Below are 21,128 nucleotides of genomic sequence, written 5' to 3' on the forward strand. Positions count from 1 at the left end.
ATGACCCGGCCGCGCGGCGCGCGTATGAGCGTCGCCGCAACGGATTCTCATTGGGATGACGATGAAAAAGAATGCTCTCGACTTTTGGGTCGGCCTGTTTGTGGTGCTGGGCTTTATCGCGCTGCTGTTCCTTGCGCTGAAGGCCGGCAACATGAGTTCGCTGTCGTTCCAGTCCACCTACCCGGTGAAGCTCAAGTTCGACAATATCGGCGGCCTCAAGCCGCGTGCGCCGGTGAAGAGCGCTGGCGTGACCGTGGGCCGCGTGGCCTCGATCGGCTTCGACTCCAACACCTATCAGGCGCTGGTGACGATCAACCTCGACCAGCAGTACCAGTTTCCGAAGGACACATCGGCGAAGATCCTGACGTCCGGCCTGCTCGGCGAGCAGTACATCGGACTCGAGCCGGGTGGCGACACGGAAATGCTCAAGGCCGGCGACACCATCTCGATGACGCAGTCGGCCATCGTGCTCGAAAACCTGATCGGCCAGTTCCTCTATAGCAAGGCGGCCGACTCGGGCGCCGCCAAGCCGTCCAGCGGCGCGAGCACGGATGCGGCGCCTGCTGCGGCACCCGCGCCCGCACCGGCTCAGGCCCCTGCGCTGGCACCGGCGCCGGCGGCTTCGGCGGCCCAATAAGAAGGAGAAACAGAATGACGACCATACGCATGCGCGCCGTTACGCTCGGCGTCGCAGCGCTTGCACTCGGGGGCTGTTCGACGGTGCAGACGCCGTCGAAGGACGATCCGTGGGAAGGGTTCAACCGCACGGTATACACGTTCAACGACAAGGTCGACACGTACGCGCTCAAGCCGGTGGCGCAGGGCTACGTGAAGGTGACGCCGCAGCCCGTGCGCGACAGCGTGACGAACTTCTTCGCGAACATCGGCGACGTCTACAACGCCGCGAACAACTTCCTGCAGCTGAAGATCGCCGATGGTGTCGAGGACATCATGCGGATCGTGATCAACACGGTCTTCGGCCTGGGTGGCCTCTTCGACGTCGCGACGCTCGCGAAGCTGCCCAAGCACAACCAGGACTTCGGTCTCACACTCGGTCACTATGGCGTGCCGCCCGGCCCGTACCTCGTGCTGCCGCTGTTCGGCCCGAGCACGGTGCGTGACGGCGTGGCCCTCGTGCCCAACTACTTCATCAATCCGCTTACCTATGTGGATCCGGCCGCGCTCTCGTGGGGCCTTTATGGCCTGAACGTAGTGAGCACGCGCGCCAACCTGCTGGGCGCGAGCGACCTGCTCGAAGGCGCGGCGATCGACAAGTACTCGTTCATCCGAAACGCCTACTTGCAGCGCCGCCGCTATCTGCTTTCGGATGGCCGCGCGTCTGACAACAATCTGCCGGACTACGGCGATGGCGCGCCGCTGCCGAAGTACGACGACACCGACGAAGGCGCGGCGCCTGGTGCTGCCGCCGGTGCAGCGGTCCCCGCTTCGGGCGCCGTGCGTGCGGCTACGCCGAACGCGGCCAGCATGGCGCCCGCCTCCCCCAACGGCGAAACGACCGCTCCGGCCACGCTGGAAGGTCCGGCCGGCGCCGCGGCGCCGGTGGGGGCCTCGGAAACCACCGTGCCGGGCGACCAGATGATCCCTCCGGCCCGCATCGGCTTCCCGAGCATGCTGCGGCTGCATTGAGCGCCGCGGCGGCGTGGCGCAACGCCTCGCCGCCGCGTTCGTCTGGCATAAACGTCTGACGTAACAAGCAGAAACGCTTGTCGCACTTTGCTGGCAGTTTTTGACATAGCGAGATAGAACTCGCGTGCTATCGTTGGCTCCAACGGGGCGATGTCCCCCAACTAGCAGGACTGGATATGAAAAAATTCTTTCTGTACCCGTTTTTCGCCATGTTTCTTTCGTTTGCCGGCGGCGCGTTCGCCCAGACGGTAGACACCAGCAATCCCGACGCGATGGTCCAGACGGTCACGCAGCAGGTCATGAGCCAGATCAAAGGTGACAAGACCATCCAGTCGGGCGACATCAGCAAGATCACGCAGCTCGTGAACGAAAAGATCCTGCCGTATACCGATTTCCGCCGCACCACGCAGCTCGCGATGGGCCGCAACTGGCGCACGGCCACGCCGGAGCAGCAGCAACAGGTCATCGAGCAGTTCAAGACGCTGCTCATCCGTACGTACTCGGGCGCGCTCGCCCAGGTGCGCGACCAGCAGATCCAGTACAAGCCGTTCCGCGCGAACCCGGACGACACCGACGTCGTGGTCCGTTCGACGGTCGTGAACGGCGGCCAGCCGATCGAGCTCGACTATCGCCTCTACAAGACGCCGCAAGGCTGGCGCGTGTATGACATCAACGTGCTTGGCGCGTGGCTCATCCAGGCGTACCAGCAGCAGTTCCAGGAAAAGATTCAGCAAGGCGGCGTGGACGGCCTGATCCAGTTCCTCACGCAGCGTAACCAGCAACTCGCATCGGGCAAGGCGACCTCGTGAGCGAGCGTTTCGCCACCGGCGCAAACCTGACCCACGAGAGCGCGAAGGCCACGCTCTCGGCCGGGTTCGCGCAGATCTCGGCGGGCGCAACCGCCGTGGACTGCGGCGCGCTCACCCAGTTCGATTCATCGGCACTCGCCGTGCTGATCGCCTGGCAGCGTGCCGCGCGTGAACGCGGCGCTCCCCTCGCCGTGCTCAATTTGCCTCCCGCGCTCGCCTCTCTCGCGCGCGCCTACGGCGTCGATTCGCTCCTCAACGAGCGACATTGACCCGCGTCGCCTGGCCGAACGATTGCGTTCGAGCGGCTAACGCAGCACTGCCGCCGCACTGCCGGAGCGACGCAGTTCCCCCTCCAAGGCCAGGCCGCGCTTTCCGACTTGGCCTATAATCAACCGTTTTTTGGGCGCTGCCTCGGCGCAAAAAGCACCGCTTGGTAGGTAAAAAGCGTGCACCGAGACAGCAAAGCCGGCGCCGTAAGCCGTCCCCAATTCCGGTCTTCCCCGCAGCATTGATGCTCTCTTTAGCCGCGCCGTTCTCAAACGGGCGGCGTATTAGTCATGCCAGCCATAGAAATCCGTAACGTCAAGAAGCGCTACAAGTCGCTTCAGGCGCTCAAGGGCGTCAGCTTCACGGTCGAAGACGGCGAGTTCTTCGGGCTGCTCGGCCCGAACGGCGCGGGCAAGACGACGCTCATCAGCATACTTGCCGGCCTCGCGCGCGCGGACGAGGGCTCGATCGCCGTGCGCGGTCACGATGTCGTCACCGACTACCGCAACGCGCGCCGCAACCTGGGTGTTGTGCCTCAGGAATTGGTGTTCGATCCGTTCTTCACCGTGCGCGAGACGCTTCGCATCCAGTCCGGCTACTTCGGTCTGCGCAATAACGACGCGTGGATCGACGAAGTCATGGCCAATCTCGACCTCACCGAGAAAGCCGACGTGAACATGCGCGCGCTGTCAGGCGGAATGAAACGCCGCGTGCTCGTGGCGCAAGCGCTCGTGCACCGTCCGCCGGTGATCGTGCTCGACGAGCCCACCGCCGGCGTGGACGTGGAACTGCGCCAGACGCTCTGGAAGTTCATCGCGCGCCTGAACCGCGAAGGGCACACCATCGTGCTCACCACGCACTATCTCGAAGAAGCCGAGCAGTTGTGCGACCGCATCGCCATGCTGCGGCGCGGCGAGATGGTCGCGCTCGAGCGCACGACTGCGCTGCTGCAGCGCTTCGCGGGCACGCAACTCTTCCTGCGCTTCTCGGAAGGCGTGCTGCCGAGCGATCTGCGCGCGCTCGAAGTCGATCCTTCCAACGCCGGCGCACACCAGCATCTGCTGCGCCTCGCGAGTTACGACGACGTGGAGCGCATTCTTGCCAAGTGCCGCGCGAACGGCTGCAAGCTTGAAGAAGTGGAAGTGCGCAAGGCCGATCTGGAGGATGTCTTCGTGCAGGTGATGAACAGTCCTGACGTGGTCGAGGGTCTCGCATGAGCGGTTTCCGTACGCTGTTCTACAAGGAAGTGCTGCGTTTCTGGAAGGTCGCTTTCCAGACCGTGCTCGCACCGGTCATTACCGCGCTCCTCTATCTCACGATCTTCGGACACGCGCTGCGCGGCCACGTGGAGGTGTACCCGGGCGTGGAGTACACGAGCTTCCTGATTCCCGGCCTCGTGATGATGAGCGTGCTGCAGAACGCCTTTGCGAATAGCTCGTCGTCGTTGATCCAGTCGAAGATCACGGGCAATCTCGTATTTGTTCTATTGCCGCCGCTCGCCGCATGGGAGATGTTTGGAGCCTACGTGCTCGCCTCGATCGTGCGCGGCCTCGCCGTTGGCGCGGGCGTGTTCGTCGTGACGATCTGGTTCATTCCGATGAGCTTCGCCGCGCCGTTCTACATCATCGCTTTTGCGGTGCTCGGCTCCGCGATTCTCGGCACGCTCGGCCTGATCGCCGGGATCTGGGCGGAGAAGTTCGACCAGCTCGCGGCGTTTCAGAACTTTCTCATCATGCCGCTCACGTTTCTTTCGGGCGTGTTTTATTCGACGCATACGCTGCCGCCCCTGTGGCGCGAGGTGTCGCGGCTCAATCCGTTCTTCTACATGATCGATGGCTTTCGCTTTGGGTTCTTCGGCCTGTCCGACATCAACCCGCTCGTGAGCCTTTCGATCGTTTTCGTGTTTTTCGTGGCGCTTGCCACGCTCGCCATGCGTTTGCTTGCGAGCGGGTACAAGCTGCGTCACTAAGCAGGAGCCATACTCATGTTGCCGACTCCGGAACAGATCAAGCAGTACATCTCGGCAGGGCTCGCGTGCGAGCACCTCGAAGTCGAAGGCGATGGCCAGCATTTCTTCGCGACGATCGTCTCCTCAGCATTCGACGGCAAGCGCTTGATCCAGCGCCATCAGCTCGTCTACGCGGCGCTCGGCGACCGCATGCGCGAGGAAATCCACGCGCTCAGCATGAAGACGCTCACGCCCGCCGAATGGCAGAACGCATAATCTGGAATCTCAGTGCGAATTACCCAGGACAAAGACGCCGCCGCGAGCGGCGCAGCTCAACATCAAGCGACCCAGCAAGCCGGCCGCACCGATCAGGAAACCTCAGGCATGGATAAACTCGTCATCGTCGGCGGGCAGAAGCTCGCAGGGGAAGTGGTCGTTTCCGGTGCGAAGAATGCGGCGCTGCCCATTCTCTGCGCAGGTCTTCTGAGCGCCGAGCCCGTTCACCTCGACAACGTGCCTGACCTTCAGGACGTGCGCACCACGCTCAAGCTGCTTAACCAGATGGGCGTGCGCACCGAGCAGGACGGCCACCGCGTGCAACTCGACGCTTCGAGGGTGAACAACCTCGTGGCGCCGTACGAACTCGTGAAGACCATGCGCGCCTCGATCCTCGTGCTCGGGCCGCTCGTCGCGCGCTTTGGCGAGGCGAAGGTGTCGCTGCCGGGCGGCTGCGCGATCGGCGCGCGCCCCGTGGACCAGCACATCAAGGGCCTGCAGGCGATGGGCGCCGAGATCAACATCGAGCACGGCTTTATCGAAGCCCGCGCGAAGCGCCTGAAGGGCGCGCGCATCGTCACCGACATGATTACGGTCACCGGCACGGAAAACCTGCTGATGGCCGCCGTGCTCGCCGAGGGCGAGACGGTGATCGAGAACGCCGCGCGCGAACCGGAAGTGGGTGACCTCGCGCATCTGCTCGTGGCGATGGGCGCGAAGATCGAAGGCATCGGCACGGACCGCCTCGTCATTCAGGGCGTGGACAAACTCCATGGCGCGCACCACACCGTCATTCCCGACCGTATCGAAGCGGGCACGTTCCTGTGCGCGGTAGCGGCCGCGGGCGGCGACGTCACGCTGCGTCATGTGCGTCCGCACATTCTCGATGCCGTCACCGACAAGCTGCGCGAAGCGGGCGTGACGATAGAAGAGGGCGACGACTGGATGCGCGTGCGCATGCACGAGCGCGCGCGCGCCGTGAACGTGCGCACTTCCGAATACCCGGCGTTCCCGACCGACATGCAGGCGCAGTTCATGGCGCTCAACACGATCGCGGACGGCACCTCGCAAGTGGTCGAAAATATTTTCGAAAACCGCTTCATGCACGTGCAGGAACTGAACCGCCTCGGGGCTCACATCACGATCGACGGCAAGACGGCGCTCATCGCTGGCGTCGAAAAGCTCTCGGGCGCGAAGGTGATGGCAACCGACTTGCGCGCATCGGCGAGCCTCGTGATCGCGGGCCTGTGCGCCGACGGCGAAACGCTGATCGACCGCATCTATCACCTCGACCGCGGCTACGACCGCATGGAAGCGAAGCTCACGAAGATCGGCGCGAACGTGAAGCGGATCAAGGGGAGTGCGGCATGAGCACGGTCGAGTCCAAGCCCACGCCAGCGGCCGCAGCCAGCGCGCCGCTGACGCTTGCGCTCTCGAAGGGCCGCATCTTCGAAGAGACGATGCCGCTTCTCGCCGCGGCCGGCGTGCATGTGACCGAAGACCCCGAAACCTCGCGCAAGCTGATCCTGCCGACCACCGACCCGAATCTGCGCGTCATCATCGTACGCGCCACCGACGTGCCCACCTACGTGGAGTACGGCGCGGCCGACTTCGGCGTGGCGGGCAAGGACGTGCTCAACGAGCACGGCGGCGGCGGCCTGTATCAGCCGATCGATCTCGACATCGCGCGCTGCCGTCTTTCGGTGGCCGTGAAGGGCGGTTTCGATTACGCGAATGCGGTGCGCCAGGGTGCGCGCCTGCGTGTGGCGACCAAGTACACGGAAGCCGCGCGCCAGCACTTCGCGGCCAAGGGCGTGCACGTCGACCTCATCAAGCTGTACGGCTCGATGGAGCTCGCGCCGCTCGTGGGTCTCGCGGATGCGATCGTCGACCTCGTCAGCACGGGCGGCACGCTGCGCGCGAACAATCTGGTCGAGGTGGAAGAGATCATGGAGATCTCGTCGCGCCTCGTCGTGAATCAGGCGGCGCTCAAGCTCAAGCGCGCCGCGCTGCGGCCCATCATCGACGCGTTCGAACGCGCGTCGCGCGGCGCGCAGTCGACCCAACACTCGGCCTGATAAGTCAGTCTGTACAGGCTGACGGAGTCGTAGCAAAGGGCAGGCGCAATGACGCGCCGCCTTGCGCGCAGCGCATCTCAAAAGGCGTGGCGCGCACAACGTAACGGATGGATACCAGCATGGCTATCACGATGCGCAAACTCGATTCCAGCGCCGAAGGCTTCAAGAAGTCGCTGCACGCGGTGCTCGCCTTCGAGGCGAGCGAGGACGAGGCCATCGAGCGCTCCGTCGCGCAAATTCTCGCCGACGTGAAGGCGCGCGGCGACGCCGCCGTGCTCGACTACACGAACCGCTTCGACCGCCTTGGCGCCACGAGCGTCGCTGCGCTCGAACTGCCGTTTTCCGAACTCGAAGCGGCGTTGGAGAGCCTTGAGCCCAAGCGGCGCGCGGCGCTCGAAGCGGCGGCGGCGCGCGTGCGCGGCTACCACGAGAAGCAGCGCATCGAGTGCGGCTCGCATAGCTGGCAATACACCGAAGCCGACGGCACGGTGCTCGGCCAGAAGGTCACGCCGCTCGACCGCGTGGGCCTTTATGTGCCTGGCGGCAAGGCCGCGTATCCGTCGTCCGTGCTGATGAACGCGATTCCCGCGCGGGTGGCGGGCGTGCGCGAAATCATCATGGTCGTGCCCACGCCCGACGGCGTGAAGAACCCGCTCGTGCTGGCAGCGGCGCTGCTCGGCGGCGTCGATCGCGTATTCACGATCGGCGGTGCGCAGGCCGTGGCCGCGCTCGCGTACGGCACGAACACGATTCCGCCTGTCGACAAGATCTGCGGGCCGGGCAACGCCTACGTCGCTTCGGCCAAGCGCCGCGTGTTCGGCACGGTCGGCATCGACATGATCGCGGGCCCTTCGGAAATCCTCGTGATCTGCGACGGCACGACCGATCCGCGCTGGGTGGCCATGGACCTGTTCTCGCAGGCCGAGCACGACGAACTCGCGCAGTCCATCTTGCTGTGCCCGGACCAGGGCTTCATCAAGCGCGTGGAAGATGCCATCGACGAACTCCTGCCCGCCATGCCGCGCGCCGAAGTCATTGCCACGTCGCTCACGAACCGCGGCGCGCTCGTGAAGGTGCGCGACATGGCAGAGGCTTGCGCCATCGCCAACGAGATCGCGCCGGAGCACCTCGAAATCTCGGCGCTGGAGCCTCAGAAGTGGGGCGCCGAAATCCGCCACGCAGGCGCGATCTTCCTTGGCCGCTACACGAGCGAAAGCCTCGGCGACTACTGCGCGGGGCCGAATCACGTGCTGCCTACGTCTCGTACCGCACGTTTCTCCTCGCCGCTCGGCGTCTATGATTTCATCAAGCGTTCGAGCCTCATCGAGGTGAGCGCGGAAGGCGCGCAAACGCTCGGCGAGATCGCGGCCGAGCTTGCCTATGGCGAAGGCCTGCAAGCCCACGCGCGCAGTGCCGAATTTCGCATGAAGCAGATGTAAAGCACGCCTCGCAACTTGCAGCAAACACGTTGAATGAGCGGCCGCGCAGCACGGAGACGTTGCGCGACGGCAAGCCCCGCAAGTGCGCGGGTGCAGTATTTTGACCCGCAGTGTGACCCACGCACAGCAGAGACCACGACGATAACCAGGGCGGCCGGCTCGCCGAGCTGCCCGTGCTGGCGGCCCCGCTTTTCGCGAGCCGCCTTTCGACATGACGACACCACAAGACATCATCCGTCGCGACGTGCTCGCGATGACGAGCTACCCCGTGCCCGACGCTTCCGGTTTCGTGAAGCTCGATGCCATGGAAAACCCGTTTGCACTGCCCGCCGACCTGGTCGCCCAACTAGGCGAACGCCTTGCGGCAGTCGCGCTCAACCGCTATCCCGCGCCGCGCCCCGAAGCGCTGATCGCGAAGCTCAAGCAGGTCATGCGCGTGCCGGCCGACTGCGACGTCCTGCTCGGCAACGGCTCGGACGAGATCATCAGCATGGTCACCATGGCATGCGCGAAGCCGGGCGCAAAGGTGCTCGCGCCGGTGCCGGGCTTCGTCATGTATGCGATGTCGGCGAAGTTCGCGCAGGTGGAGTTCGTCGGCGTGCCGCTCAAGACCGACTTCACGCTCGACCTCGAGGCGACGCTCGCGGCCATCGCCGAGCACTCGCCGGCTGTGATCTGGCTGGCGTACCCGAACAACCCCACGGGCACGCTGTTCGACGACGCCGACATCGAGCGCGTGATCGCGGCAGCTGCGGCGGCGAAAAGCCTCGTGGTGATCGACGAGGCCTACCAGCCGTTCGCGATGCAGAGCTGGATGCCGCGCGCGGGCGAGTTCGACAATGTGGTCGTGATGCGCACGATGTCGAAGCTCGGGCTCGCAGGCATACGCCTCGGCTATCTGGCCGGGCGTCCGACGTGGCTCAACGAGTTCGACAAGGTGCGTCCGCCGTATAACGTGAACGTCCTCACGCAGGCGGCCGCGGATCTACTGCTCGACCACGTCGATGTGCTCGACGCGCAGGCCGCGCAACTGCGCGCGGAGCGGACAACGCTCGCGGCCGAAGTGGCGAAGCTGCCGGGTGCCCAGGTGTTCGAAAGCGCGGGAAATTTCCTGCTCGTGCGCGTGCCCGACGCGGCAGCGGTTTTTGACACGCTGCTGTCTGCCCGGATTCTGATCAAAAACGTGGGTAAAATGCACCCATTGCTTGCGAACTGTGTGCGCCTGACCGTTGGCACCCCCGACGAAAACGCGCAATTGCTCGCTGCCCTGAAGCTCGTGCTCCGTTAAGCCGAAGCTTCGTTCTCCCACTCTCCTGTTACGGGCTGTTTGAAGGATATTGCCATGCGCGTCGCGCAAGTCGTTCGCAACACCAGCGAAACGCAAATCCGCGTGAAACTCAATCTGGACGGCACCGGCGAGCAAAAGCTCGCGACCGGCGTGCCGTTTCTCGACCATATGCTCGATCAGATCGCTCGACACGGTCTGATCGATCTGGAGGTCGAGGCGCATGGCGACACGCATATCGACGACCACCATACGGTGGAAGACGTCGGCATCACGCTCGGCCAGGCGGTGGCGCAGGCCATTGGCGACAAGAAGGGCATTCGCCGCTACGGCCACGCCTATGTGCCGCTCGACGAAGCGCTCTCACGCGTCGTGATCGACTTCTCGGGCCGTCCGGGCCTCGAATTCCATGTGCCGTTCACGCGCGCGCGCATCGGCACGTTCGACGTCGACCTGTCGATTGAGTTCTTCCGCGGCTTCGTGAACCACGCCGGCGTGACGCTGCACATCGACAATCTGCGCGGACTCAACGCGCACCATCAGATGGAAACCGTGTTCAAGGCATTTGGCCGCGCACTGCGGCAGGCCGCCGAACTGGACGAACGTCAGGCGGGCAAGATTCCGTCGACGAAGGGCAGCCTCTAAGCGACGCCCGTAATCGAAGAAGGCGGGCCGCGCAGCGCGGACGGTGCGCTCAGGACTTCGAGCGCGCCGCGCCGGGGCCGTCGCGAGCATGCAGCATGCGCGCCACATTAGCCATTCGGCTTATGGGCTTGCGCGCGCCGACTGGCGTACATTGACGGCTTCGAAGGCAGATCAGCATATCGCGGCGCACAGGCGCCTACACAGCCAAGGGCAGGGCCTGATGAGCAGGCCGGATTCGAGATGAAAACTTCAATTGCGATTGTGGATTATGGGATGGGCAACCTGCGTTCGGTGGCCCAAGCGCTGAGGCAGGCTGCACCGGAAGCGGACGTGGCTATCGTCGAGCGTCCCGAAGCTATCCGCGCGGCCGATCGCGTGGTGCTGCCGGGTCAGGGCGCGATGCCCGACTGCATGCGCAGCCTGGCGGAGTCGGGCCTGCAGGACGCCGTGCTCGAAGCCTCGCGCACGAAGCCGCTCATGGGTGTGTGCGTGGGCGAGCAAATGCTGTTCGACTGGAGCGCGGAAGGCGACACGAAGGGCCTGGGCCTGCTGCCCGGCAAGGTCGTGCGCTTCGATCTCGAAGGCCAGTTGCAGGACGACGGTTCGCGCTTCAAGGTCCCGCAAATGGGCTGGAACCGTGTGCGTCAGGCGCGCGCGCACGCCCTGTGGGACGGTGTGCCCGACGAAAGCTTCTTTTACTTCGTGCACAGCTACTATGTGATTCCGGCGGATGCGGCGCACACCGTGGGCGAAACGCCGTACGGCGCGGCCTTTACCTCGGCAGTGGCGCGGGATAACATCTTTGCCACCCAATTCCACCCGGAAAAGAGCGCCGCTGCGGGCTTGCGCGTCTATCGCAACTTTGTCCACTGGAACCCCTGATTTCCTGCGGCACTGACGCGCGCAGCCGTCGTTGCGCACGAGCGCCGCGGCATACGATTTGCGTCAGCAAGGCTGCCGAAAGAGTTGTACTAAACTAGCGAAACGGCGTCGGATCGGGCCTTTTTTCCGCCGGCGTCGCCAGATTCCAACCTCATTCCCAGACACACCCGAAGCTATGCTGCTGATTCCGGCCATCGATCTCAAAGACGGTCACTGCGTGCGCCTCAAACAAGGCGATATGGACCAGGCGACGATTTTCTCCGAGGAACCGGCGGCTATGGCCCGACACTGGGTCGAGCGCGGCGCGCGGCGTCTGCACCTCGTCGACCTGAACGGCGCGTTCGCCGGCAAGCCGAAGAACGAAGACGCGATTCGCGAGATCATCCGCGAAGTCGGCGACGAGATCCCCGTGCAGCTTGGCGGCGGCATCCGCGACCTCGACACCATCGAGCGTTATCTCGACGACGGCCTGTCCTATGTGATCATCGGCACCGCCGCCGTGAAAAATCCGGGCTTCCTTCAGGAGGCGTGCACCGCATTCGGGGGCCATATCATCGTCGGCCTCGACGCGAAGGACGGCAAAGTCGCGACCGACGGCTGGAGCAAGCTCACGGGCCACGAAGTCGTGGATCTCGCGCGCAAGTTCGAGGACTACGGCGTCGAATCGATCATCTACACCGACATTGGCCGTGACGGCATGCTTCAGGGCATCAACATCGAAGCGACGGTGCGCCTCGCGCGGGCGGTAAAGATTCCGATCATCGCGAGCGGCGGTCTTTCCAACCTCGGCGACATCGACGCACTGTGCGAAGTCGAGGACGAAGGCGTGGAAGGCGTGATTTGCGGCCGCGCGATCTACTCGGGCGACCTTGATTTCACCGCCGCGCAAACGCGCGCAGACAGCCTGCGCGAATCGGACGACGCTTAAAGCGTCGAATGCCGGCCTCCGTAACGGGAGGCCTTTTGTTTTTGGTGCTGCGCCGCCATCTCCTTGAGGACTGGCGCTCGCGCGGATAATTTCGCCTCAAGGCACAAGGCAAGCCGCAAAGCGCGCGACAATGGGCTGCGCGCCACGCCCGAACCCGGGGCCGGCAGCCTTCTCGCGAAAGGCGCTCGCCGCACACACACCGACTGGCAACTTCGGCAAGATCATGGCTCTACCCAAACGCATCATCCCCTGCCTCGACGTGACCGCCGGGCGCGTCGTGAAGGGCGTCAATTTCGTCGAGCTGCGCGATGCGGGCGATCCCGTCGAAATCGCGCGCCGCTACGACGACCAGGGCGCCGACGAACTCACGTTCCTCGACATCACCGCGACCTCCGACCAGCGCGACCTGATCCTGCCGATCATCGAGGCGGTGGCTTCGCAGGTGTTCATTCCGCTCACCGTGGGCGGCGGCGTGCGTGCCGTGGCGGATGTGCGGCGCCTGCTCAACGCCGGTGCGGACAAAGTCAGCATGAACTCGTCGGCCGTCGCCAATCCGCAACTCGTGCGCGATTCCGCCGACAAATACGGCTCGCAGTGCATCGTTGTCGCCATCGACGCCAAACGTGTATCCGGCACGTCCGCGCCGGGCGAACCCGCGCGCTGGGAAGTGTTCACGCACGGCGGTCGCAAGGCCACGGGCATCGACGCCGTAGAATGGGCGCGCAAGATGGCCGAGCTGGGTGCGGGCGAAATCCTGCTCACGAGCATGGACCGCGACGGCACGAAGAGCGGCTTCGACCTCGCTCTCACGAGCGCGGTGTCCGACGCGGTGCCGATCCCCGTGATCGCCTCGGGCGGCGTGGGCGGCCTGCAGGATCTCGCGGACGGCATCGTCAAGGGCCGCGCCGACGCCGTACTGGCGGCGAGCATCTTCCACTACGGCGAGCACACGGTGGGCGAGGCGAAGCGCTTCATGGCCGACCAGGGCATTTCGGTGAGGATGTGACGCGATGAGCAACGCACAAACCAACGACCTCGCCAACGCCAACTGGCTCGACAAGGTCAACTGGGACGCCAACGGCCTCGTGCCAGTGATCGCACAGGAAGCCACCACCGGCGACGTGCTGATGTTCGCGTGGATGAACCGCGAGGCGCTCGCAAAGACGGTGGAGCTGCGCCGCGCCGTGTACTTTTCGCGCTCGCGCCAGCGCCTGTGGTTCAAGGGCGAGGAGTCGGGTCACGTGCAGCATGTGAGCGACATCCGCCTCGACTGCGACGAAGACGTCGTGCTGCTGAAGATCGAGCAGGTCTCGGGCATCGCGTGCCACACGGGCCGCCACTCGTGCTTTTTCCAGCAATTCGAAGGCACCGTCGACGAAGGCCGCTGGGTCGCCGTCGACCCTGTGCTGAAAGACCCCGAACACATCTACAAATGACGCAACTGAACACCAACGACACCCTGCTGCGCCTCGCGGCGGTGATCGACAGCCGCAAGGGCGGCGATCCGGACGCTTCCTATGTCGCGCGCCTTTTTCACAAGGGCGACGACGCGGTGCTCAAGAAGGTCGGCGAAGAAGCGACGGAAGTCGTGCTGGCCGCGAAGGACGTGCGCCAGGGCGGCGCACCGAAAGCGCTGGTCGGTGAGATGGCCGACCTGTGGTTCCATTGCCTCGTCACGCTCTCGCACTTTGATCTGAGTCCCGCCGACGTGCTCGCGGAACTGGAACGCCGCGAAGGTCTTTCGGGTCTTGAAGAAAAGGCGCTGCGCAAGAGCCGCGAGCGCGAAGAGAACGGCGACTGAGGCTGGCGCGCAGCGCAACCAACGTTCTGCAAAGGGAGATGAACGAAATGTCCACGTCTGGCGATTATCCGCCCCCTTCGTACCGCAACGGCGTTGACGCGGACCGTTTGCGCAGCCTGCGCACTTTCACGCACGTGCTGTACGCGCTCTACGCGGTGTACTGGCTCACCGGCGGCATTTCGGTGCTGGTGGCCATCATCCTCAATTACCTCAAGCGCGACGAAGCGCTCGGCACGCCCTACGAGCAGCACTTCACCTGGCAAATCCGCACATTCTGGCTTGGCCTCGCCGGCCATCTGATCGGCGGCGTGCTTATCTTCGTGCTGGTCGGCATTCCAATTTTGTGGGCTGTCGCAATCTGGACGTTGTACCGTATCATCAAAGGCTGGCTGTACTTGTACGACAACAAGCCGCTGCACAACCCACGCGCCTGGTTTTGAGGACGCTCGCGTGCATGTGCGGCTTTGCTCACCAGGAGCACCATGAGTCACGACCGCAGCACTTGTCTCTTCTGCAAGATCGCCGATGGCCATATTCCCAGCACGAGGGTGTACGAAGACGACGAGTTTGTCGCCTTCCGCGACATCCGGCCTGCAGCCGAAACACACGTCCTCGTTATTCCGCGCCAGCATATTTCCACCCTTGCCGATTGCGGTGAAAACGACGCACCGCTGCTTGGTAGAATGTTTGTATTGGTGGCGCGGCTCGCCAAGGAGTTGGGCGTCTCGTACACAGGCGGCGAAACCGGGTTTCGCACGGTTGTGAACACGGGGCCGGGCGGCGGGCAGGAGGTCTACCATCTGCATGCGCATTTGCTGGCCGGGCCGCGTCCGTGGCACCGCATGGGCTGAGTGCCGGCGGCGGTGAAAGTCGGTATAAATGACGAATGGCGTGGGGCGAACCACGGGTCTCGCTAAAGGTCGCACGCCACGTCCATGCAACATCAAGCAGGCACAATTTATCGCGTCGCGCAGTTCGCGCGGCGACGGGGTTAAGGAGAGAGTCAATCATGGGTTCGTTGAGCATTTGGCACTGGCTGATCGTCTTGTTGATCGTTGCGCTCGTCTTCGGCACCAAGAAGCTGCGCAATATCGGTAGCGATCTGGGCGGTGCGGTGAAGGGTTTCAAGGAAGGCATGCGCGAGAGCGAAGGCGCCGGCGCCGACACGCAAAAGCGCGAGCTCCCGGCCGACGGCGGCGCAGTCGACGTCGAAGCCAAGGACAAGACGCAGCGCTCGAACGACTACCGCTAAAACGCGTGGCGGCTTTTTTCGCCGCCACTTGTTTTCCAGCTTGAATCCAGCTCGTGACCAATAAGGCAGCCAAGGCTGACGGAAAACTCCATTCATGCTCGATCTCGGTTTAACCAAGATGGCGCTGATCGGCGTCGTCGCGCTGGTCGTTCTCGGACCGGAGCGGCTGCCGCGTGTCGCACGCACGGCGGGCGCGCTGTTCGGGCGCGCGCAGCGCTATATCAACGACGTCAAGGCGGAAGTCACGCGCGAGATCGAACTCGACGAGCTGCGCCGCATGAAGACCGAGTTCGAGGCGGCGGCGCAGAACGTCGAAAAGAACGTTCAGGACAATCTGCGTAAGCATGAAACCGAGTTGAACGACGCGTGGAGCGCAGGCACGTCGGTATCGCCGAGCATCGCGGGCGGCGCCGATCCCGCCAGCGTGGAAGGTGCTGCCGCCAACGCGATGGACGGCGCCACGACGCAATCGGGATGGCGCTCCGGCAACGCGGGCGCGAGCGGTGCGAAGCGCAAGAACTGGCGCGTGAAGCAAAGCGCCGCACCTGTCTGGTACAAACGCGCCACGCTGCGCCGCACGCGGGTGCAATCCGGCGCTGCGCGCGTGGCGCAGCACACGCCGGCGAGCCTGCGCCGCCCCACGCGGTTCTTCTGACGCGGATCCGCCTTTGCGCACGACCATTTCCAACAGAGGGCCGGTGTGAGCGACCCCCAGCAAAAACTGGAAGAAGGCTCCGAAGAGACCTTCATTTCCCATCTCGTCGAACTGCGCGACCGCATCATTCGCGCAGGCCTTGCCGTGATCGTCGTGTTCATCGGGCTCGTGTACTGGGCGCCCGACATATTCCGTCTGCTTGCGCGTCCGCTCATGCAGAACCTGCCGCGCGACGGCAAGATGATCGTCACTGACGTGACCGGCTCGTTCTTCGTGCCCATGAAGGTCACGATGCTCGTGGCCTTCGTGATCGCGCTGCCGGTCGTGCTCTACCAGATCTGGGCGTTCGTCGCTCCCGGTCTGTACCAGCACGAAAAGAAGCTCGTCGTGCCGCTCGTGGCGAGCAGCTACACGCTCTTCTTGTGCGGCATGGCGTTCGCGTATTTCGTGGTGTTCCCGACCATCTTCCGCGTGATGGCGCACTACAACGCGCCGCTAGGCGCGGAGATGACGACGGATATCAACAATTACCTGAGCTTCGTGCTCACTATGTTCATCGCGTTCGGTGTGACCTTCGAGGTGCCGATCATCGTCGTGCTACTCGTGCGCATGGGCGTGGTCACCGTGAAGAAGCTCAAGCAGGTGCGGCCTTACGTGATCGTCGGCGCGTTCATTGTCGCGGCAGTCGTGACGCCGCCGGACGTTTTCTCGCAGCTTATTCTCGCGTTGCCGCTCATCATCCTGTACGAGCTGGGCATTATCGCGGCGCGTATCTTCGTCGGTACTGGCGAGAAGAAACCCGCGGACGAGAGTCAGGCCGCGAGCTGACCTCAGCTGGTTGAGCGCAGGAAAATGAGCGCAGGAAAACAAAAGGCCGCGAACCCGGGTTCGCGGCCTTTTCGCTTTCTGGATGCGGGCAGGGCGCGACGCCCGGCCTGTGACGGATCAGCCTCCGTCGTCGTCGCCTTCGCCGTCTTCCTGAGCCGGCTGCTTCGGCGGCGGCGGGCGCTTGCCGATCAGCACGTCGAGATCCATGTCCTTGTTCTTGCGCACGAGGTGGATCTTCGCGTCCGTGCCCGGTTTGATCTGCGCGATCACGTTCAGAAGACGTGTGGTGTCCGTGATGGCCTCACCGTTCACCGAGGTGAGGACGTCGCCCGGCTTGATGCCGGCCTTGTCGGCGGGGCCGCCCTGCAGCACGCCCGCGACGATCGCACCCGACTTCTCCTTCAGCCCGAACGAGTCGGCGATCTCGGGCGTCACGTCCTGCGGTTCGACGCCGATCCAGCCGCGCGTGACCGAACCTGAGGTGATGATGCTCTCCAGCACGCTGCGCGCCGTGGAAACGGGAATCGCGAAGCCGATGCCGAGTGAGCCGCCCGAGCGTGAGTAGATGGCCGTGTTGATGCCGAGCAGGTTGCCGTTGACGTCGACGAGCGCGCCGCCCGAGTTGCCCGGGTTGATCGGCGCGTCGGTTTGAATGAAGTTTTCGAACGTGTTGATGCCGAGGTGATTGCGGCCCAGCGCGCTGATGATGCCCATCGTGACCGTTTGTCCCACCCCGAACGGGTTACCGATGGCGAGCACGACGTCGCCCACGCGTGTCTGGTCCATGCGGCCGAGCGTGATGGTGGGCAGGTTCGGCAGGTTGATCTTGAGCACCGCGAGATCGGTTTCCGGATCGATGCCGATCACCTTCGCGTTGGTGGTGCGGCCGTCGGAAAGCGCGATTTCGATCTGGTCCGCGCCGTCGATCACGTGCTGGTTCGTTAGAATGTAACCGTCCGGACTGACAATGACGCCCGAACCGAGATTGGCGGCAGGTTGCTCCTGCTGCTTCTGGTTTTTGTTGCGATCGCCGAAGAAGTAGCGAAATAGCGGGTCGTTCTGGCGGGGATCGGGAGGCAGCGATCCGTCCTTGCTAGAGAAGACGTTGACGACCGCGGGCATTGCCTTCTGGGCGGCGTCCGCGTAGGAGCCTTGGGCGGCGCCTCCACCGATGCCTGGCGCGACCTCCCGCAGTGCGACGATCGGCTCGGCGAGTTGCTTGCCGAACTGCCCCTGGTGCTGCAGCCACTGCGGTTTGAGCGTGGCGATGATGAACATCAACGCCAGCAGGACCGTCACCGCCTGGGCGAAGAACAGCCAAAAGCGTCTAAGCATCTGAAGATTAGAGGATTATATGGATCGGATCGAACTGGAATTGTATCTGAACAATCTTCTGGAATCCGCGCGGTTCAAGGACTACTGCCCCAATGGCCTGCAGGTCGAAGGGCGGCGTCGCGTGGAGAAGATCGCCACCGGCGTGACCGCTTCACTCGCCTTCCTCGAAGCCGCGCTCGAGTGGGGCGCCGACGCCGTGCTCGTGCACCACGGCTACTTCTGGAAGAACGAAGCGCCGCAAATTACGGGCCGCAAGTACCGTCGCCTGAAGACGTTGCTCGCGAACGATATCAACCTGTTCGCCTACCACCTGCCGCTCGACAACCATCCCGAGCTGGGCAATAACGCGCAGTTGGCTGCGAGATTCGGCTGGATCGGCGAACAACGCTTCGGCGAGCAGGATCTTGGCTGGATGGCCACGCTGCCTATGCCGATCACGCTCGCGCACTTCACCGCTGAGGTCGAGCAGACGCTCGGCCGCGCGCCGCTCGTGCTCGGCGACCCCGACTGGCAGCTGCGCCGCGTGGCCTGGTGCACGGGCGCGGCGCAAAGTCTCTTCGACGCCGCGATCGACGCCGGCGCCGACGTCTTCCTCACCGGCGAGATCTCCGAACAGACCACGCACACGTCTGCGGAAAGCGGTGTGGCGTTCCTCGCGGCGGGCCACCACGCCACCGAGCGTTTCGGCGTGCAGGCGGTGGGCGCGCACCTCTCGGAAGCCTTCAACATCGAGCATCTTTTCATCGACGTCGACAATCCCGTTTAAGCGGTTTTTTCAGTGCGGACTTTTAGCGTTCGCATGGCGAAAATTGTCGTGGTGCAGCATCGTTTTATTCGTAAGGCATTTACAAACCGAAAAGAAAGTGGCCCTCTTTTCTGCGGGAAAACCCCGAGATATCAAGGACTTCCGAAGCTTTTTGGAGAACGCCCCTTGTAAATGCCAACTCCATTCGAGCAAACTAGCGTTCGGCAGCACCGCGGGTAAGCTGGCGTGACGGAAAAATCCAACTCAGAAGTGGGGCGATGTGATGCGAGACAACGAGAATGACCGCGTCGACGGCAGCCGCCGAACCTGGCTGATTGCGACGTCCGTAGCAGGTGGCATTGGAGGCGTGGCCACTGTCGTACCGTTCGTAGGTTCCTTTGCACCATCCGAAAAAGCCCGCGCCGCCGGCGCGCCCGTCGAAGCCGACATCACGAATCTGCAGCCTGGCTCGATGATGACCGTGGCCTGGCGCGGCAAGCCCGTGTGGATCCTGAACCGCACGGACCGCATGATGGCCGACGTGAAAAAGGCCGATCCCGATCTGGCCGACCCGAACTCCGAGCATCCGTTCTCGATGCCGATGCCGGAGTACTGCATGAACGAATTCCGTTCGCGCGCCGAGCATCAGAACATTCTCGTGGCCGTGGCCGTCTGCACCCATCTAGGCTGCACGCCGACGCCGCGCTTCCAGGAAGGTCCGCAGCCCAACCTGCCCGACAGCTGGCCGGGCGGCTTTCTATGCCCGTGCCACGGCTCCACCTACGATCTCTCCGGCCGTGTGTTCAAGAACAAGCCGGCGCCGCAAAACCTCGACATTCCCCGATACATGTTCGTGTCCGCGACGCAGATCGTGATCGGCAAGGACGAAAAAGGAGAAGCGTGATGGCGACGGGAACCGAAAAGGATGTAGGGGAGACGGCCGGCCTGCAGGGCTGGATCGACAAGCGCTTTCCGATGACCTCGACCTGGAAAGCGCACCTCTCCGAGTACTACGCGCCGAAGAACTTCAACTTCTGGTACTTCTTCGGCTCGCTCGCGCTGCTCGTGCTGGTGAACCAGATCATCACCGGCATTTTCCTCACCATGAACTACAAGCCCGATGCGACGCTCGCGTTCGCATCGGTCGAGTACATCATGCGCGAGGTGCCGTGGGGCTGGCTCATCCGCTACATGCACTCCACGGGCGCGTCGATGTTCTTCGTGGTCGTGTATCTCCACATGTTCCGCGGGCTTCTGTACGGGTCGTACCGCAAGCCGCGCGAACTCGTGTGGATCTTCGGCTGCGCGATCTTCCTGTGCCTGATGGCCGAGGCGTTCTTCGGCTACCTGCTGCCGTGGGGCCAGATGTCGTTCTGGGGCGCGCAGGTGATCGTGAACCTGTTCTCGGCGATTCCCTTCATCGGCCCGGATCTCTCGCTGTGGATTCGCGGTGACTACGTGGTGTCGGACGTCACGCTCAACCGCTTCTTCGCGTTCCACGTGATCGCCATTCCGCTGGTGCTGGTCGGGCTCGTGATCTGCCACATCATCGCGCTGCACGAAGTGGGCTCGAACAACCCGGATGGCATCGAGATCAAGGAGAAGAAGGATGCGAATGGGGTGCCGCTCGACGGCATTCCGTTCCATCCGTACTACTCGGTGCACGATTTCATGGGCGTGTGCATCTTCCTGATGATCTTCGCGGCGATCGTGTTCTTCGCGCCGGAAATGGGCGGCTATTTCCTTGAAGCGAACAACTTCGTGCCGGCCAACTCGCTGCAAACACCGCCCGAGATCGCGCCGGTCTGGTACTTCACGGCGTTCTACGCGATGCTGCGCGCGACCACCGACCCGTTCAAGATCGTCCTGATGATCGTGATCGCGCTGCTCGGCTTGCTCGCGCTCGTGCGCGCCCGCGGCAAATGGCGCGCCGGGCTGCCGGTGCTGGCGGTGCTCGTGATCCTCGCCATGTACTTCACCGAGTCGAAGTTCTGGGGCGTGGTGGTGATGGGCACGGCGGTGATCTCGCTTTTCTTCCTGCCGTGGCTCGATCGCTCGCCGGTCAAGTCGATCCGCTACCGGCCCTTGTTCCACAAAGTGTTTCTGGGCATCTTCGTGCTTGCGTTCCTGACGCTCGCGTTCCTCGGCACGAAACCGCCATCGCCGGCCGCCACGCTGATCGCCCAGATCTGCGCGCTCGTCTATTTCGCCTTCTTCCTCGGCATGCCTTTCTGGACGCCGCTTGGCACGTTCAAGCAGCCGCCCGAACGCGTGCACTTCAAGCCCCATTAATTGATGAGCGAGGAAG

General features: G+C 63.7%; 26 protein-coding genes. 25 read left to right on the top strand and 1 reads right to left on the bottom strand.

Annotated elements, in window-relative coordinates:
- Positions 1 to 55: 55 nt before the first annotated feature.
- From mlaD to tatC, 22 genes are all read left to right on the top strand, one after another.
- Positions 56 to 637, top strand: a complete 582-nt coding sequence (gene mlaD, locus JMY28_RS32050) for an outer membrane lipid asymmetry maintenance protein MlaD (RefSeq protein ID WP_201699908.1) — start codon at positions 56 to 58, stop codon at positions 635 to 637.
- 14 nt (positions 638 to 651) lie between these two features.
- Entirely contained in the window at positions 652 to 1,647 is a 996-nt protein-coding gene (locus tag JMY28_RS32055) for an MlaA family lipoprotein (protein WP_201699909.1), read from the top strand.
- Positions 1,648 to 1,823: 176 nt separating this feature from the next.
- A complete protein-coding gene (locus JMY28_RS32060) occupies positions 1,824 to 2,456 on the top strand; it encodes an MlaC/ttg2D family ABC transporter substrate-binding protein (protein WP_201699910.1) in 633 nt (210 codons plus the stop codon).
- Positions 2,453 to 2,725: an STAS domain-containing protein gene (locus JMY28_RS32065; protein ID WP_201699911.1), complete on the top strand. Its 273-nt coding sequence runs from the start codon at positions 2,453 to 2,455 to the stop codon at positions 2,723 to 2,725. The genes JMY28_RS32060 and JMY28_RS32065 overlap by 4 nt, the downstream gene beginning before the upstream one ends.
- A 288-nt stretch (positions 2,726 to 3,013) precedes the next feature.
- Positions 3,014 to 3,940: an ABC transporter ATP-binding protein gene (locus JMY28_RS32070; RefSeq protein WP_201699912.1), complete on the top strand. Its 927-nt coding sequence runs from the start codon at positions 3,014 to 3,016 to the stop codon at positions 3,938 to 3,940.
- Positions 3,937 to 4,692, top strand: coding sequence for an ABC transporter permease (locus JMY28_RS32075; protein WP_201699913.1), 756 nt, complete (start codon positions 3,937 to 3,939; stop codon positions 4,690 to 4,692). Before JMY28_RS32070 ends, JMY28_RS32075 begins: the two co-directional genes overlap by 4 nt.
- Positions 4,693 to 4,707: 15 nt before the next feature.
- Positions 4,708 to 4,947, top strand: a complete 240-nt coding sequence (locus JMY28_RS32080) for a BolA family protein (RefSeq protein WP_028206568.1) — start codon at positions 4,708 to 4,710, stop codon at positions 4,945 to 4,947.
- Between the two features lie 108 nt (positions 4,948 to 5,055).
- Positions 5,056 to 6,318, top strand: a complete 1,263-nt coding sequence (gene murA / locus JMY28_RS32085; RefSeq protein ID WP_201699914.1) for a UDP-N-acetylglucosamine 1-carboxyvinyltransferase — start codon at positions 5,056 to 5,058, stop codon at positions 6,316 to 6,318.
- Positions 6,315 to 7,025 carry an ATP phosphoribosyltransferase gene (gene hisG, locus JMY28_RS32090; protein WP_201699915.1) on the top strand — a complete coding sequence of 237 codons (711 nt, stop codon included), beginning with the start codon at positions 6,315 to 6,317 and terminating at the stop codon, positions 7,023 to 7,025. Before murA ends, hisG begins: the two co-directional genes overlap by 4 nt.
- A gap of 119 nt (positions 7,026 to 7,144) precedes the next feature.
- Positions 7,145 to 8,464 (top strand): histidinol dehydrogenase, encoded by a 1,320-nt coding sequence (gene hisD / locus JMY28_RS32095; protein ID WP_201699916.1) that lies wholly within the window; start codon positions 7,145 to 7,147, stop codon positions 8,462 to 8,464.
- 211 nt (positions 8,465 to 8,675) lie between these two features.
- Positions 8,676 to 9,752, top strand: a complete 1,077-nt coding sequence (gene hisC, locus JMY28_RS32100; protein WP_201699917.1) for a histidinol-phosphate transaminase — start codon at positions 8,676 to 8,678, stop codon at positions 9,750 to 9,752.
- 54 nt (positions 9,753 to 9,806) lie between these two features.
- On the top strand, positions 9,807 to 10,394 hold the full coding sequence (gene hisB / locus JMY28_RS32105; RefSeq protein WP_028218451.1) for an imidazoleglycerol-phosphate dehydratase HisB: 588 nt from the start codon (positions 9,807 to 9,809) through the stop codon (positions 10,392 to 10,394).
- Between the two features lie 240 nt (positions 10,395 to 10,634).
- Positions 10,635 to 11,276: an imidazole glycerol phosphate synthase subunit HisH gene (hisH, locus tag JMY28_RS32110; RefSeq protein ID WP_201699918.1), complete on the top strand. Its 642-nt coding sequence runs from the start codon at positions 10,635 to 10,637 to the stop codon at positions 11,274 to 11,276.
- A gap of 175 nt (positions 11,277 to 11,451) precedes the next feature.
- A complete protein-coding gene (gene hisA, locus JMY28_RS32115; protein WP_201699919.1) occupies positions 11,452 to 12,204 on the top strand; it encodes a 1-(5-phosphoribosyl)-5-[(5-phosphoribosylamino)methylideneamino]imidazole-4-carboxamide isomerase in 753 nt (250 codons plus the stop codon).
- 223 nt (positions 12,205 to 12,427) lie between these two features.
- The gene (hisF, locus tag JMY28_RS32120) at positions 12,428 to 13,210 is read left to right on the top strand and encodes an imidazole glycerol phosphate synthase subunit HisF (RefSeq protein WP_201699920.1); all 783 of its coding nucleotides are present in this window, start codon (positions 12,428 to 12,430) and stop codon (positions 13,208 to 13,210) included.
- A 4-nt stretch (positions 13,211 to 13,214) separates the two neighbouring features.
- A complete protein-coding gene (gene hisI, locus JMY28_RS32125; RefSeq protein WP_201699921.1) occupies positions 13,215 to 13,640 on the top strand; it encodes a phosphoribosyl-AMP cyclohydrolase in 426 nt (141 codons plus the stop codon).
- A complete protein-coding gene (locus JMY28_RS32130; RefSeq protein WP_110388464.1) occupies positions 13,637 to 14,005 on the top strand; it encodes a phosphoribosyl-ATP diphosphatase in 369 nt (122 codons plus the stop codon). The genes hisI and JMY28_RS32130 overlap by 4 nt, the downstream gene beginning before the upstream one ends.
- Positions 14,006 to 14,052: 47 nt before the next feature.
- A complete protein-coding gene (locus tag JMY28_RS32135) occupies positions 14,053 to 14,445 on the top strand; it encodes a DUF4870 family protein (RefSeq protein WP_028206579.1) in 393 nt (130 codons plus the stop codon).
- 42 nt (positions 14,446 to 14,487) lie between these two features.
- Complete coding sequence (locus JMY28_RS32140; protein WP_133186214.1) at positions 14,488 to 14,856, top strand: histidine triad nucleotide-binding protein; 369 nt, start codon at positions 14,488 to 14,490, stop codon at positions 14,854 to 14,856.
- Positions 14,857 to 15,014: 158 nt separating this feature from the next.
- Positions 15,015 to 15,257: a Sec-independent protein translocase subunit TatA gene (gene tatA / locus JMY28_RS32145; RefSeq protein WP_042269645.1), complete on the top strand. Its 243-nt coding sequence runs from the start codon at positions 15,015 to 15,017 to the stop codon at positions 15,255 to 15,257.
- A 94-nt stretch (positions 15,258 to 15,351) separates the two neighbouring features.
- Entirely contained in the window at positions 15,352 to 15,912 is a 561-nt protein-coding gene (gene tatB / locus JMY28_RS32150; protein WP_201699922.1) for a Sec-independent protein translocase protein TatB, read from the top strand.
- 45 nt (positions 15,913 to 15,957) lie between these two features.
- Positions 15,958 to 16,740 carry a twin-arginine translocase subunit TatC gene (gene tatC / locus JMY28_RS32155; RefSeq protein ID WP_201699923.1) on the top strand — a complete coding sequence of 261 codons (783 nt, stop codon included), beginning with the start codon at positions 15,958 to 15,960 and terminating at the stop codon, positions 16,738 to 16,740.
- 117 nt (positions 16,741 to 16,857) lie between these two features.
- On the opposite strand, the gene JMY28_RS32160 is transcribed toward tatC, so the two are convergent.
- Positions 16,858 to 18,075, bottom strand: a complete 1,218-nt coding sequence (locus tag JMY28_RS32160; protein WP_028206584.1) for a Do family serine endopeptidase — start codon at positions 18,073 to 18,075, stop codon at positions 16,858 to 16,860.
- A 19-nt stretch (positions 18,076 to 18,094) separates the two neighbouring features.
- Here JMY28_RS32160 and JMY28_RS32165 point away from each other — a divergent pair, with 19 nt between their 5' ends.
- The 3 genes from JMY28_RS32165 to JMY28_RS32175 all read left to right on the top strand — a co-directional run bounded on the left by JMY28_RS32165 (position 18,095) and on the right by JMY28_RS32175 (position 21,112).
- Positions 18,095 to 18,841, top strand: coding sequence for a Nif3-like dinuclear metal center hexameric protein (locus JMY28_RS32165; protein ID WP_201699924.1), 747 nt, complete (start codon positions 18,095 to 18,097; stop codon positions 18,839 to 18,841).
- Between the two features lie 262 nt (positions 18,842 to 19,103).
- On the top strand, positions 19,104 to 19,724 hold the full coding sequence (gene petA, locus JMY28_RS32170; protein ID WP_201699925.1) for a ubiquinol-cytochrome c reductase iron-sulfur subunit: 621 nt from the start codon (positions 19,104 to 19,106) through the stop codon (positions 19,722 to 19,724).
- Complete coding sequence (locus JMY28_RS32175; RefSeq protein ID WP_201699926.1) at positions 19,724 to 21,112, top strand: cytochrome b; 1,389 nt, start codon at positions 19,724 to 19,726, stop codon at positions 21,110 to 21,112. Before petA ends, JMY28_RS32175 begins: the two co-directional genes overlap by 1 nt.
- Positions 21,113 to 21,128: the final 16 nt, after the last annotated feature.

It is taken from the genome of Paraburkholderia hiiakae (genome assembly GCF_904848665.1).
GTDB classification, from domain to species: Bacteria; Pseudomonadota; Gammaproteobacteria; order Burkholderiales; family Burkholderiaceae; genus Paraburkholderia; species Paraburkholderia hiiakae.